Annotated in this window: 12 protein-coding genes; 3 read left to right on the forward strand and 9 right to left on the reverse strand. The window is 46.6% G+C overall.

Annotated features, from left to right (window positions below; all coding sequences use genetic code 11):
- Positions 1 to 84 precede the first annotated feature (84 nt).
- The 3 genes from GV64_RS05985 to GV64_RS05995 are packed head-to-tail and all read left to right on the forward strand — an operon-like array spanning position 85 to position 3,130.
- Positions 85 to 864, forward strand: coding sequence for a glycosyltransferase family 2 protein (locus GV64_RS05985; RefSeq protein ID WP_026258045.1), 780 nt, complete (start codon positions 85 to 87; stop codon positions 862 to 864).
- A gap of 20 nt (positions 865 to 884) precedes the next feature.
- Positions 885 to 2,030 (forward strand): glycosyltransferase family 4 protein, encoded by a 1,146-nt coding sequence (locus tag GV64_RS05990; protein WP_020581033.1) that lies wholly within the window; start codon positions 885 to 887, stop codon positions 2,028 to 2,030.
- Positions 2,031 to 2,038: 8 nt separating this feature from the next.
- The gene (locus GV64_RS05995) at positions 2,039 to 3,130 is read left to right on the forward strand and encodes a glycosyltransferase family 4 protein (protein WP_033402684.1); all 1,092 of its coding nucleotides are present in this window, start codon (positions 2,039 to 2,041) and stop codon (positions 3,128 to 3,130) included.
- A gap of 101 nt (positions 3,131 to 3,231) precedes the next feature.
- On the opposite strand, the gene GV64_RS23625 is transcribed toward GV64_RS05995, so the two are convergent.
- The 9 genes from GV64_RS23625 to GV64_RS06035 all read right to left on the reverse strand — a co-directional run bounded on the left by GV64_RS23625 (position 3,232) and on the right by GV64_RS06035 (position 14,272).
- Positions 3,232 to 3,498: an LbetaH domain-containing protein gene (locus GV64_RS23625; RefSeq protein ID WP_020581031.1), complete on the reverse strand. Its 267-nt coding sequence runs from the start codon at positions 3,496 to 3,498 to the stop codon at positions 3,232 to 3,234.
- 90 nt (positions 3,499 to 3,588) lie between these two features.
- Entirely contained in the window at positions 3,589 to 3,780 is a 192-nt protein-coding gene (locus GV64_RS23630; protein ID WP_020581030.1) for a hypothetical protein, read from the reverse strand.
- Positions 3,781 to 3,837: 57 nt separating this feature from the next.
- Positions 3,838 to 4,839, reverse strand: coding sequence for a hypothetical protein (locus tag GV64_RS06005; protein WP_020581029.1), 1,002 nt, complete (start codon positions 4,837 to 4,839; stop codon positions 3,838 to 3,840).
- Positions 4,840 to 4,876: 37 nt separating this feature from the next.
- On the reverse strand, positions 4,877 to 6,016 hold the full coding sequence (rfaQ, locus tag GV64_RS06010; RefSeq protein ID WP_020581028.1) for a putative lipopolysaccharide heptosyltransferase III: 1,140 nt from the start codon (positions 6,014 to 6,016) through the stop codon (positions 4,877 to 4,879).
- Positions 6,017 to 6,171: 155 nt separating this feature from the next.
- Positions 6,172 to 7,485, reverse strand: a complete 1,314-nt coding sequence (locus tag GV64_RS06015; RefSeq protein WP_020581026.1) for an O-antigen ligase family protein — start codon at positions 7,483 to 7,485, stop codon at positions 6,172 to 6,174.
- A gap of 215 nt (positions 7,486 to 7,700) precedes the next feature.
- Positions 7,701 to 8,513 carry a DUF1338 domain-containing protein gene (locus tag GV64_RS06020; protein WP_020581025.1) on the reverse strand — a complete coding sequence of 271 codons (813 nt, stop codon included), beginning with the start codon at positions 8,511 to 8,513 and terminating at the stop codon, positions 7,701 to 7,703.
- A complete protein-coding gene (locus GV64_RS06025) occupies positions 8,510 to 9,781 on the reverse strand; it encodes a hydrolase (RefSeq protein WP_020581024.1) in 1,272 nt (423 codons plus the stop codon). The genes GV64_RS06020 and GV64_RS06025 overlap by 4 nt, the downstream gene beginning before the upstream one ends.
- A 76-nt stretch (positions 9,782 to 9,857) precedes the next feature.
- Complete coding sequence (locus GV64_RS06030) at positions 9,858 to 11,072, reverse strand: aspartate aminotransferase family protein (RefSeq protein WP_020581023.1); 1,215 nt, start codon at positions 11,070 to 11,072, stop codon at positions 9,858 to 9,860.
- A 116-nt stretch (positions 11,073 to 11,188) separates the two neighbouring features.
- Positions 11,189 to 14,272, reverse strand: a complete 3,084-nt coding sequence (locus tag GV64_RS06035) for an efflux RND transporter permease subunit (RefSeq protein ID WP_020581022.1) — start codon at positions 14,270 to 14,272, stop codon at positions 11,189 to 11,191.
- Between the last annotated feature and the right edge of the window lie 2 nt (positions 14,273 to 14,274).

Consider the following 14,274-nt stretch of genomic DNA (forward strand, 5'->3'; position numbering starts at 1 on the left):
TGAGTTTGTGAAAGCCGATATTATTCTACTATTTTGCTGGCTGGATCTTTGAGACAGCTTCTGACAAAGCGAGTCGAGTCATTCATGCCCCAAGCTAACTCCCTTTCTGTTGTCCTGATTGCTAAAAACAGTGCTGTCACCCTGGAGAGTAGTCTTAAGTCTGTTCAATGGGCAGATGAGATCGTTCTTTTGGATGGAGGCAGTACCGATGATACGGTCGATATAGCCATTCGTAACGGTGCCAAGGTCTATCAGCACACTGACTGGCAGGGCTATGGTAAGCAGCGACAGATAGCCCAGCAGTATGCGACGTCTGACTATGTGTTTATGCTTGATACGGATGAGCAGGTCACGGATGAACTGAAAGCCAGTATTCAGGTGGTGTTGTCTGAAGCACAGCAGATGAATAAGGCCTATACCTGTGCCCGCCGCAACTGGTTTCTTGGTCGTTATATGATGCACTGTGGCTGGTATCCTGATCGAGTCATACGTCTCTACCTGAATAAAGAGCGAACTTACAACAGTAACCTGGTGCATGAATCAGTGGACATTTCTGGTGCAGACGTCGTCGATCTGGATGGAGACCTGCTGCATCGTACCTGCGATGACTACATGCAATTTCAGCAGAAACAATTGGTTTATGCCCGCAGCTGGGCTGAAGAACGTTTCCTGAAAGGGAAGCGGAAAGGGCTTGGATCAGCATTCAGCCATGCTCTTGGGGCATTTATTAAAACCTATTTTCTGCGAAGGGGCTTTCTTGATGGGGCTCACGGGCTACTGCTGTCGCTGGTGGTTACCCAGTACACCTTCAATAAATATGCGGCACTGTGGGCTTTGGGCAAGACCCGTAAGCAAACTGATTAATCACGGGAATATCTTCTAGCATGATCAAGCTTGCCATTGTCAGACAGAAATACCGGCCAGATGGAGGGGCGGAACGGTTTGTCGCCTCTGCTCTTTCTGCGCTTTCTCAACAAAATCCCGCTCAAAAAACAGAGCAGCAACTGGATATTACGGTATTAACCCGACAGTGGCAGGGTGCCCGGAACCCTTCTTTTCACGTTGAGCTTTGTAACCCTTTTAAGTGGGGGCGGGTCAGTCGTGAACGGGGCTTCGCCAGATCAGCACAAAAACACTTCTCCAGTTTTGATATTGTTCAGAGTCATGAACGTATCCCGGGCTGCACAATTTATCGTGCCGGTGATGGTGTTCATAAATGCTGGCTGGAGCATCGCTCGAGAATTACCTCTAAAGCTCAGGCGAAGCGAATGAAAAATGATCGCTTTCACCGTTATGTTATGGATGCAGAGAAGCAAATGTTTGAGCATCCAGAACTGAAAGCAGTGATCTGTAACTCCCAAATGGTAAAAAAAGAGGTGTGCCGGGAGTTTGTGATTAATCCTGAAGCTGTTCACGTTATCTATAACAGTGTTGATCAGGAAAAATTTAATCCCGCCCTGAAACAGAGTGAAGGCATGAAGGTCAGGGAAACGCTGGGCATTGAGACTGATGCAACCGTTATGTTGTTTGTGGGTTCCGGTTTTGAGCGAAAAGGTCTGGCTGCATCGCTGGAGGCCGTTGCAGCGACAAGGGCTCACCTGATTGTCGTTGGCAAAGATAAAGAGGAAGAAAAATATCGACAGAAGGCCCGTGATCTGGGGTGTGCCGATCGCGTTCATTTTGTGGGTATGCAGAGCGAAAGTCGTCGTTTTTATGGTGCAGCTGACGGCTTTATTCTACCCACGGTTTATGACCCATTCCCTAATGTTATTCTTGAGGCCATGGCATCAGGTCTTGGAGTCATTACCAGTACCAGTTGTGGAGGTGCTGAGATTATTGACGAGGGGCGCAATGGTTATTGTTGCGATGCCCTCGATATTCCCGCTTTGACATCAGCCGTACAGGCATTTGCGGATAAAGGTCATGCTGAGAGTCTTGGTATGATGGCTCGCGATATCATCCAGCCATTCACCTCAGAAAGGCTTACGAGTCAGCTGTTATCTCTGTATAACCAGATATTGAACACTTGAGAAAAAGCATGAAAATTTTACATACAGAGTCATCCTGTGGATGGGGTGGTCAGGAAATCAGGACGTTGACAGAGTCCGAAGGGATGATTGAGCGTGGCCATCAAGTTACCATCGTTTGTCCAGAACATTCAAAAATCTATGAAGCGGCTTTGAAAAGAGGAATTATGGCGGTTGCTCTGCCTATCCAGAAAAAAAAGTTGTCGTCTTTATGGGCAATGCATCAGTACCTGTCTGCAAATGACTTTGATGTTATTAACACCCACAGTTCTACCGATAGCTGGCTGGTGTCACTCTGCCTGGCCTGGAAAAAGAATCGTCCCCGAATTGTACGAACCCGTCACTTATCAACAGAGGTACACAATAATCGAAGTACATTGTGGTTATACAACAAAGGGAATGATTTTATTGTTACCACAGGAGAGCAGCTAAGGCAGACATTACATAACCATAATGGTATTCCACTGGAAAAGATGAAATCGATTCCTACCGGTATTGACCAGTCGCGTTTTGTGCCCGCTGATGATAAAGATGAAGTTCGGCAGCAGCTTGGTTTACCTGTGGATAAAACCATTATCGGTATTCTGGCAACGCTACGTTCTTGGAAAGGGCATGAATATCTAATCAATGCGTTTGCCCAGTTGTCCAGAGATGACGTTCATCTGCTGATCGTTGGTGATGGCCCTCAGTATGAGAGTGTTAAACAGCAGGTTACTGAGCTTGGCATTGCTGACAAGGTGACTATGCCCGGCAATCAGGACAATGTTGTTCCCTGGTTGCAGGCGATGGATATCTTCTGCCTTCCTTCATACGGAAATGAAGGTGTTCCGCAGGGAATCATGCAGGCAATGCTGTGCAGGCTCCCGATTGTATCTACCGATGTTGGCAGTATTCTTGAGGTTTTGCACCCTGGGAAAAATGGTTTGCAGGTAAAGACCAAAGATGTTGCAACGGTTAAGGAAGCCCTTGAGTCACTGGTTAATAATTCTGAAATGAGGGAGTGGTTCGCAAATTACAGTCTGGATCATGCCCTTGCTAACTGCACTAAAGACAAAATGGTTGATGATATGGAATCTGTTTTTAAAGGAGGGGGAGGATTATAGCCTTCCTTGCTCGTAGGCTTATTTCTCCGAGCAAGTCAGCTGCAGGTTTCCTCTCAGGTAACTTGCAGCGTCTGTCACTGAGAGCGATAACATAACTCCCCTTAGATAAAGATCTTTCTCCTGTCTGAATTGACTTCCGGGTCTTCATAGCACCGGTTTTCCTGGATCAATACTTCCAGTTTGCTCTGGTTTCTCTGTTTAATTACTTGAGCAGGATTTCCGCTAACGACGCTGTACGCTGGAACATCTTTCACAACGACACTGCCCGCTGCAATGACCGAAGCATCACCGAGAGTTACCCTAGGCATGATCATCACATTGCGACCAATCCAACAATAGCGGCCAATATTGACGGGCTTTTTGATCATCCGATTATCATAAGGCAGGAACTTAAGGTCATTTTCATCATAAAAATGATTGCTGGTGATGATTGTGCATAGAGGTGCTAAAACTGCACCTCACCCTATATGAATACCTCCACTACCATCAATATAGGCTTTACCAAGAATCTTACAGTGGTTATCTAGAACGATGTTTTCTGTGTGGAGAAACTTTGAGTCCAGCTCTTTAAACTGAACATTCTTACCAAGTGCTTTAAACGTTTTTTTGCGATACTTAAAAAAGATAGCCAGCTTTTTGTATAAGCTCATAGTCGTCTCAGGCCTTGGCAAGATCGTAAATGGAAAGCAAAAGACCCCGGATATCGGTTAGATATGCCGAGAAATGGTCCACTTATGTGTGGATTTGCTAATTCGGTTGAGTACTCGTCTTCGAGAATAGTTGATTAGCCTTTCTGCCTTACCGGTGTTTTTCCACCGTTCAAACTCTGGAGTAACGAACTCCTCCATTCTGGTCCAATAAGTAAGAACTGAAGATTCACTATAGTCTCGGGCAAGTTTTTGACCTTCTGCCAGAAGTTCTGAAAAAAGTTCTGGTTTTTCACGTAAATGGTCAATAATTGTCAGAACACCTTCTATGGTCGTAGCATGCAACACAGCTTTGTTGCTATTAAATGCTGCTGTGATGGCGGGTTCATCGCCAGTTATGCACAATGCGCCAGCAAGCCAGGCATTCGTTGCTTTATTCACGGGTTTTATTCTTAGAAGCTCCACAGGTACATCACGTACAGCGATCACAATATCGACGTTGGAGTAATCATGCCACTCTACGGTATTGTTGTTCTTTCCTTTAATAATGAATTCGATATCCCGGTTTTTTAGCTCAGCTGAAAATGCTTCAGACTGAAATACTTCGGCAAGGTTCCGTTTTGGCTGACCAAAGAATGCTACCGTTTTGATGTCGTTGCCACGCTGGCACTCACGCAAAATCAGGCCAGGTTGTGGCCACTGCGGGATGTAGATTTCATTCCGTTTACCAGACTGAATCAGGTTCTGGTGTAATACAAAGTGGCCAAACTCTGGGTAGTGCGCATCCGTTCGGCAGGCCACATAAAAATAGTCTGCAAATGTATTTTTTGGGCGGGACTTTACACCGTCGATGACGTTAATTTTATCGGGACAAGCTTCTGTACCCAGAGTGACTTCATACCCTGCATGACGAAACTGCAAGTATGTCAGTAGTACCCAGATATCTTCACCTGTGATAATGCGGTGCTTAATCTCTGCGGGTATTGGTAAATCGCCGGACAGCAAATCCTGCCAGCGATCTTTATCATTCAAAATAAAGTGGAGATTGGATGGTTGGCTCATTGGATATAAAGTCTGGGGTTGGGAATGTATAGCTGTACTATATTGCACCTGAGGGCTGCTGGACAGCATCCGTCGTATTGATCGGTTTCTTGTGGCTATCTTTAGATAAATTATTAAGTGCGCTATCAAGCTCGGAGATAACCTGATTCAGAGTTATTGCCATCATTCCCCTGGAAAGCTTGTTGCCATCTTCAAAGTAAAGCTCAAGGTTATCGTTGGATATCACGCAGTGCAGGCCATTATGCTGGATATCTGTCGTTAGCTTATAGTTGTTACCTTGTTCGTTATCCCAAGGCCCCCATAGGTTTGGTTCACTGGCTCCGAACAATGCGACAACGGGCGTATCGGTAGAGGCGGCAATATGCATGGGCGCTGAATCAATGCCAAAGAATAAGCAGGCTTTTGAGGTCAGGTAGGCATAAGCCTGAAGATCAATTTGCTGTGGTAGTTGAAGTGGTTTTTGTTGGCAGAAGCCAGCGATTTCTTCTGCCATACTCATCTCTTTGGGGTCAGAAGATGTGGTCAGCAGAACAGGTTTTTGCCAATTTTTCTGTATATGGTCAATGCATTTAGCCACTTTACGGGAGTCCCAGCACTTATACATCCATCGTGATACAGGATGAACGATCACAACGTTCTCTGTAAGGCCTAAATCAGATAGAAGTCCGTCTACCAGGTCTTCATGGTCTTTTCTCCAGCCCAGTGTTACTTTTTTAACAACTTTTTCCTGATCAATAGCTTCGGCAAACTGCAAATCTTTCTGAACCGTAGGAATGCGCTGTTGGCTGTCGAAGGTGGTATCAAAGCGGGCCAACCGATTGATCAATGTTGGCTTTTTGATGTAGCCCATTCTTTTGGAAGCACCTGATAAGGCACTGATAATGCAACCCCGATCGCCTTCGGTAAGGTTGATCACAAGGTCGTATTTGCCTTTGAACTGTCGATAGAATTTAATTTCAGCACGAATACGCTGCCAGAAGTTTTGCTCGCTTTTTTGGCCTCTGGAGTATGGAATAACCTTGTCTACATGGGGATTATCAGCCACCACCTGCGTGCAGAAATCATTGACGGATACATGCAGCTCAGAGTTTGGGTAGATTTCCTTCAAGCTGGCAAACAGAGGTGTCGAAAGTAAAACATCACCGAGGTTACGAAACTTGGTCACCAGAATTTTCATAAGCGAAGCCTTGCTGTATTTACTATGAAGACACTTATCAAAAAGTCCCTGCTTTCTTCATAGTTATGATGGCACTCGTGCCAGAATAAAGGTCAATAAACATGCTAAAGCCAGCAAAAGAGAAACTGCTCACTGCTGGCTTATTTTCCACAATTTTACAGAGCATGATCCGCAGAGTTCTGGCTGGGTTTTTTTACTGAATGCTCAGAAATATTATAAGTTTGAGAGGCAATAACCTTTCTATCTGATTTTCTCTGAAGGTATCCCATGGATAGTCCAATCAAACAGAAAGCCAATTGGCCATGCTCAACATAAAGGGTTGAGTTACCCATGCCTCCGACAATGATATAGATGCCTGTCATGATACCGATGACTGGTTCAAGCTCCAGCTTGCGGTCAGAATAATATTGAATAAGCCAGCGTAGATGCTTCCAGGCTGTTATAAAGATAAAACTTAAAATCAGGAAGAGCCCAATATAGCCTCGATTTAGTAGAACGGATGTGACCATATTATGGCCATGGTTGGTGTGGAAAAAGCGTTCAGGCTCGAATGGGACTCCTCGTTGAATGGCTACAGACTTCATGTACTCTTCGCTGGTGGCAATGTCAAAATGACGATCACCCGCACCAAACATTGGAAAGTCTGGTAACACAAAAATTACGGAGTTAAAAATAACATCTCTCTTGCTTAAGAATGAACTGCCAGTGTCACCACCTTGAGCGTGAAAAGTTGCTTTGGACTCAAAATTTTTCAATGCCAGAATATGATCACTGGCAAAAAACACTATGACGCCTAATGCAATGACAGAAAATGCCAATGAGGCTAAATTTTTCACATTAGGTTTGAGCTGTATACAGACAGCAACAAGACACATGACGAGAGCAGCACCAAATGCTGTCATGGATTTTGAAATAATTAAGGCAGTTGCAAAGAAAAGGGTTAGTAATAGAGGCAGGGCTTTTTTCCACCCCTTGTTTATCATAAATATTGCAAGAGAAACGCCAAAGGCAATAGCTATGTAAAGTGCTGACTGGTTTACATGACCTACAGAGTTGAGTTCAGGGTGTTCTGCACCATCACGAACCCAGACATACCAAGACTCAAGAACGGCGATAAAGGTTCCCAGTATTATTGACGAGCCTAAAAAGGTCACTTTTGGGGTTGGTATTGAGGTTCTGGAAAATAGCATTGCCGGTATTATCAGCTTGGCAAAAGTCAGAGCACCACTTACCGGCTTCTCCCAACCGAATGGATTTGTATAAGCTGAGATAAAGCCTGTTGCTAGAAATAGAGCAAGAACCCATTCCCAGGAGCGAAGCTTGCCTCCAAAATCCTTTGCTCTCCAGCTTTGTACACACCAGGTAATGATATAAGCCACTAGAAATAAATTTTTAGGACCTTCATACATGGGTAGTACAAAAAAGAAAGCCACCAACAGAAAAAGCTCTGGTTTTGATATGGCTCGCATAAGTTAGGTTACCTTTAACTTTGTTGATGCCTAAATCATTGATTTGGCAGGTAATCTGATGATGTGGAATGAGGTTTCAGGCAGGCCACCTGTCACTACACTGCCCAATCTAAAAACAGCGTAGTGTAACTGGTATTGTTTATATATTCAGTAAGCTAACGCAAAGTGTGGCATATGGCTGAAGTGCGCTTTAGCTTGCTTCTTAAAGGATATATCTAGGGTGATGGCTTCGTATCAGTACTCTCAAAAATCTTATCCGCAGAAGCTGCGACAAACCCTTGGTATAGCTGGCCATTGGGCATAGGGTAGCGAAGGGCAAACTCATAATAGCAGCCTGGTAGCTTCATAACCCCATCAGTGAAGCTCACTTCGATCTCTTTGGCCAGGGTCGAGGATTGCTCCAGAAGAACATCCGGTGAGCCTTTGACCAAACCACCGCTGGTGTTCATGGTATATCCCTTGTCCTGTAATAGTTGGTTGATACTTTCAATATTTGAATGTGAGCTCAAGTGGTTGATGGAAACGGTAAAATGGTTAGGGCGAAAACCGTGTGCTGCCAGCCATGAGGCATACTCGCTCTCGCTGGCAAGCTCCTGGTATTGTTCTTTAGTGACACTCCACGGGCGACCGGAGTAGCAGAAGCCCTGTTGGCTTACTGATTCTTCTGGAACCTGTGATACCAGGTCATGAATAATTTCCTGGCAGTATTGAGGGAGCTCCTCAACTTTCAGCTCACTGATGAACACTTTAGGCAGTGTCTCATCCGGATGCTGAAAGTATCTGGCAAACAGTTTTTTAGCAGGGAACTGATAGTCATCAACGGTTTGGTAACCGGCCTCAATAAAGGATTTAGCAATTTTATCCAGAGAGACTTTCTCAAGATTGAAGGTTCTAAGGGCAATATGATCATTAACAACAATGCCCTGGTTCAGGTCGGCAAAGAGCTGGTGGATTGGCTTTGCATCAGGAGTGAGAGCCAGATAATCCTGCCACATGGCGTTGAGTAATTGTTCTATCGTAAGCGTCATTTCTCACCTCCAGTTAACCATTCCAGTTGGTCGCCATTCGCTTTGTTATAGGCCAGGGTCAGTAGTATGGCAGCGCTGAGTCGGGCTCTTGATACAAGGCTTTTAACGTTTAAATACTCCTGCTCACTGTGAATTGCTCCACCCTGAACGCCAAGGGTATCAATATTGGGGATTCCGGCGGAAGCAAGGTTGTTACCATCACAGCAACCTCCGGTTGGTTTGATTTCCAGCGGAACTCCAAGCTCATGCCCAATACTTCGTGCCAGAGACAATAGTTGCTCGTTGGCAGGGCTCATTACCTTTGGTTTTCGAGTAAAGCCTCCGTATAGATCCAGCTGAATACCATCACGTTGATTGATGGTATCAATAATTTTACTGAGCTTTTTCAGACACCATTGCTCGTCATCGGGATGTTCAAGACGAACGTTAAACTTATGAATGCAGCGGTCGGGTACGATGTTGGTCGGGCCGCCACCATGAATGTAACCGGGGTTAAAGGTTATACCTGGCCGTTGTCCATTCAGGTCATCCATGGCGGAGATAAAATCACAGAGTGCGCGGATGGCATTTCGACCCAAGTGGTGCTCGCGCCCCGCATGAGCCGCTTTGCCATGACTGACAACAGTAAAGTTTCCACTGCCTTTGCGTTGACCGGCAAGGTTTCCATCTGGAAAGCAAGGCTCGAAAATCATGCCAAAATGGACTCGCTGCGCGGCCTCTTCAATTAATGGTGCAGAGCCCGGGGAACCAATCTCCTCATCAGGGTTAAACAGTATTTCCCAGCCAATGTGTTTTGCCCAGGGGCTTTGCTCCAGAACTTCCAAGGCTTTTAGCATCACGAGGATGCCACCTTTTAAATCAGTGACTCCCGGACCATTAATGGTTTCTTCATCCAACCACCGTACTTTCTGAAAAGGGCTTTCTTTGGGAAAGACGGTGTCCATATGACCACACATAAAGACCTGCAAGGGGGCTTCGGGTCGTTTGCGAACTCGAAGCGCATCGCCAAGTGGGTGCTGAATAGTTTCTCCGTTGTCATCCACAACTTCCCAGGGGGGGACGGAGATACGCTCCTGATCTTTTGATAAACGCTCGGTCAGTACTTTCAGTTTTTCCAGGATCTGATTAACGCCATCTTGATTCAGGCTTCCTGAATTGATTTCTGCCAGCTCAATGGTTCTGTTCAGCATTTCATCGTGCTGGTCATTGAGTAAATCCAGCCAGGGAAAAACGTCAGGAGGAAGAGTGGAGTTTGTCGGCTTAACCATATGGTATGCCTCGTTCTATTTGTTCTGAGGTCTATGGCTAAAACACCTCCGCAGAAATACAGAGGTGTTTGGTTTATCAGGCTGTCACTACTTTTGCGACGGCTCTCTCCAAACGAGCCATACCTTCATCGATATCTTCATCGGGAATGATCAGCGATGGTGCAAAACGCAGAACATTAGGCCCTGCAACCAGCATCATTAGTCCCTCATCAGCTGCTGCTGCAAGGATGTCTTTACCCTGACCATGGTATTTTTCAACCAGTTCGGCACCCATCAATAGCCCTTTACCACGGACTTCCGTAAAGATGGCATATTTGCTGTTGATGGCTTCAAGGTGTTTACGGAAACGGTCATGTTTTTTACCGACGTTATCCAGCAGTTTTGGGTCATTAATGATTTTTATGACTTCCAGAGCAACCGCACAGGCCAGCGGGTTACCACCGTAAGTACTGCCATGGGTTCCAAATCCCAGGCTTTCAGCTACCTTGCTGGTCGTCAACATGGCGCCAATCGGAAAGCCTCCACCCAGAGATTTGGCACTGGTAAGAATATCGGGTGTTACACCCAGCCCAATATAGGCGAAGAGTTCGCCGGTTCTGCCCATGCCTGACTGAACCTCGTCAAGCACCAGGAGGGCATTATGCTGGTTACATAACGCCCGAATGCCTCTCATAAACTCAGGGTCAGCGGGAATAACCCCCCCTTCACCTTGAATGGGTTCTAAAACAACGGCACAGGTGTTGTCAGAAATAATCGCTTTCAGGGCATCCAGATCGTTATAGGTCGTGTGGAGAACGCCACCAGGCACAGGCTCAAAGCCTTCGCAGTATTTTTTCTGGCCTCCAACAGTAACGGTAAAGAGCGTTCTTCCATGGAAAGATTGATAGAAAGAGACAATCTCATTTTTCTTGGGACCAAAGTTATCATAGGCGTATTTTCTGGCCAGCTTGAAGGCCGCTTCATTCGCCTCCCCACCGGAATTACAGAAAAAGACTTTTTCTGCGAACGTATTATTGGTGAGTTCCTGAGCCAGTTCGAGGGCTGGTTCATTGGTATAAATATTACTCAGATGCCAAAGTGCATTGCTTTGCTTTTTCAGTGCACTAATCAGGGCAGGATGGCAGTGCCCAAGGGCATTAACGGCAATTCCACCGGCAAAGTCCAGATACTCCTTACCTTCCTGGTCCCATACTCGCGACCCCTCGCCTCGCACTGGCACCATGGCCTGGGGCGCATAATTAGGAACCATGACCTGATCAAAAGTCGAGCGATTAACGGGGTGCTCTGACATGCTGTTACCTCTTTGTTGGTGGGCGAGCCACCTGTATGGCTGCTGCCTGCTTTTTTATCACTTATAAGAATAATTCTACACAAGCTTCAGAGGTTTGTACGTGACTATTTACGTTCTTATACGCTTTCTTGTTGCCTTTTACTGAATAAGTAATAGAGCACTGGGACTACCACCAGGGTCAGAATGGTAGAAACCAGCAATCCACCAATAATGGTCCATCCCATAGGAGACCACATGACCGAGTTAGACAGTGTTAAAGGCAGAAGCCCACCAATGGTGGTCATGGTTGTGAGCAGGATTGGCAGCATCCGGGTTTGTCCAGACTCAATAATGGCTTCTTTCAGGCTCTGTCCGCCGTTACGTAGCAGATTTGCATAATCCACGAGAATGATGGAGTTATTGACCACAATGCCCACCAGTGAGGTCAGACCAATAAATGCGGTGAACGAGAATGTGTAACCAGCAAGCCAGAGGGCCAGAATCATACCGGTTACCGCAAAAGGAATAGCAGTAAAGACCACTGCGGGTTGAGAGAAGGAGTTAAACTGCAGCACCAAAACGGCAAAGATGCCGAGCATGGCAATTAACAACACTTTGGTCATTCCTGCAAAGGACTCTTTTCTTTGTTCCTGCTCACCACCGACCTGATAGCTGATGCCTTCTGGCCAGTCGTATTGATCCAGCTTTTCCACAATGGCATTGGTTACCGGATCAGCCTGGTAGCCACCTTTCAGGTCAGCGGTGACCCTGGCCATTCGTTCAGTCATATGGTGCTGGAAACGGGGAAGCGCACTTTTCATCTCCAGGGTAACCAGTTGTCGGATAGGAATCAGTTGTCCTGACGCTGACTTCACAACCATAGGGTTGAAGTCTTCTATCCTGGGTCGATATTCCTCCACTCCCTCATAGGCTGTGGATTCACGGCCTTGATAGCGGACAATAATCGGGTAATCCTCACCGCCTTCATCACGGAACTGACTGACAGTCATACCCACCAGACTGGCTCGGATAACTTCATCAATGGATTGAATGGTCACACCGTACATAGCGGCTTTTTCCCGATTTATATTGACGTGAAGATCAATCTTCGGTTTGTCGATCGGGTTATCAACATTCACCGTTCCGGGGGTATCCATCATAATCTTTTCGACCTCTCTTGAGGCCAGCAGCACCTTATTCAGGTCATCCCCAACAATCCGAATGGATACGGGGGCTTCATAAGGTGGGCCCTGCAGTAGTTCCTTAACGGTAATTCGAGCTCCGGGGATTTGGGCAAACTGAACTCTCAGCTCATCAACAAACGGTTCTACCTCTTTGAGCTTGCCAGTATGAAGTCTCACCACAAGTTGTGCGTAATTAGGCACCTGTCGCTTAGGAAAGATGTTGTAGTAGATGCGCGGGTTATCTTTGCCAACATTGGTAGCAATGGAACGGACCAGTGGGTAGGGTTTGAGAATTTCTTCAACCTTTATCGACATGTTCCGGGTCTGGTCAAAGCTTGAGCCTTCAGGCAGTTCAATATTGACGAGAATCATAGGCTTTTCGGCCTTTGGGAACATGCTGACACCTAGCTGGCCGGCCAATACAATAGAGCCCACCAGTACCATAATCGCAATAGTAAGAATCTGCCAGGGGTGCCTCAGGGCGTAGACAAGTGTTGTCCGATAACCTTTGTGGGCAAACGACTGTACTACACGCAGCATCACAGGATCTTTGGTCTTCTGGGCTGTTTGGCCTTTTAAGAAAAGGCTGGCCAGCAGTGGCGTCAGCATCAGTGCAACCAATAGGGAGGCAATCAGCGTCAGAATGACGGTTACGGGCATCGAACGGAGGAATATACCTGCGCCTGTTTGTAGGCCCAGAATAGGGACAAATGCCAGTACCGTCGTCAGCGTGCCGCTTGCAACCGCCCAGCCAACCTGGCTGGCTCCTTTCGCGGCAGCTTCTTGGGGACTGTACCCCTCTCTCAGAAAACGGCTGACGTTCTCGGTAACAACGATGGCGTTGTCCACCAAGAGGCCAAGTGCAATGACCAGTCCGGCAATGGACATCTGTTGCAAACCAAAACCCGCAAGATCCAGCCAGGCAAGGCCTATCAGCACCGAAATAGGGATCGCCAGAATAACGACAATGGCAGACCGCAAACCCAGTAGCACAAGTGTCAGCAGGCCAACCAGTACCAGGCCCTGGAGCAGGCTGTCGAAGAATTGTGATACTCGCTCATCAACTGACTCTGCTTGATCATGGGCCAGCAGTACCTCAATACCATCAGGAAGTACTTCACGGAATTTACCCAGCGCTTCATTCAGGCCTGACATGACGTCGAAAATATTACTGCCTTCACGCTGAACCACACTGATGAAGATGGCTCGTTTGTCGTTATACCGTGCTTCATAAGTAGGAAGCGCACTGGTTAACTCAATCTCTGCAATATCTTCAACATAGATAATATTGCCGGGGCGGTAGTAAACAGCGGTTCTTTTGATCTGGTCAAGTGTCTTGAAATCACCGCTGGTTCGGACCGTAAATCGGCGCTCACCCGCCAGCACATGCCCTCCAGGCAGGTTGGTACCTGAGCGCTGTATTGCCTGAACCAGGTCTTCAAGGCCAATACCGAGTTCCTTCATCTTGATCAGGTTGGCTCTGATGTGGATTTGTTGTTCGGGAAGTGCTTCAACCGTCGCTCTTTTAACGCCAGGCACTCTTTCAAAGTGCTTTTCCAGCTTCTCTGCAAGGTTCTTAAGCGTCAGATAGTCATGATTATCCGTTGTCATTGCGACTTGAAGAACATTGACATCAATGGGTGATATTCGGTCAATGGCAAGTACTGCAATATCGTCTGGCAGAGAATCCCTGATCCGTGAGACTTCTGCAACGACATCGTCGTATTTATCCTGAGGATCGGTGCCGTACAGAAACTCCACCTGGATAACGGCCAGACCATCCTCAATATTTGATTTAAGAACTTTTATATCATCCAGTTCATTAATCGCTTCTTCCACAGGATCAACTATTAATTTCTCCATATCCAGAGGGCTGGTTCCCGGGTATACCACGCGCACCATGGCAGCGGGGAATTTGAACTGTGGATCTTCCGAGCGGGGCATGGAATTGAGGGATACGACACCAAGAGCGACCATGAGTAAAATAATCACCAGGGTAAAACGGTGATGGGCAATGGCAATGGCAGGTAGCTTCATGA

Source organism: Endozoicomonas elysicola (assembly GCF_000710775.1).
In the GTDB taxonomy this organism is placed as follows: Bacteria; Pseudomonadota; Gammaproteobacteria; order Pseudomonadales; family Endozoicomonadaceae; genus Endozoicomonas; species Endozoicomonas elysicola.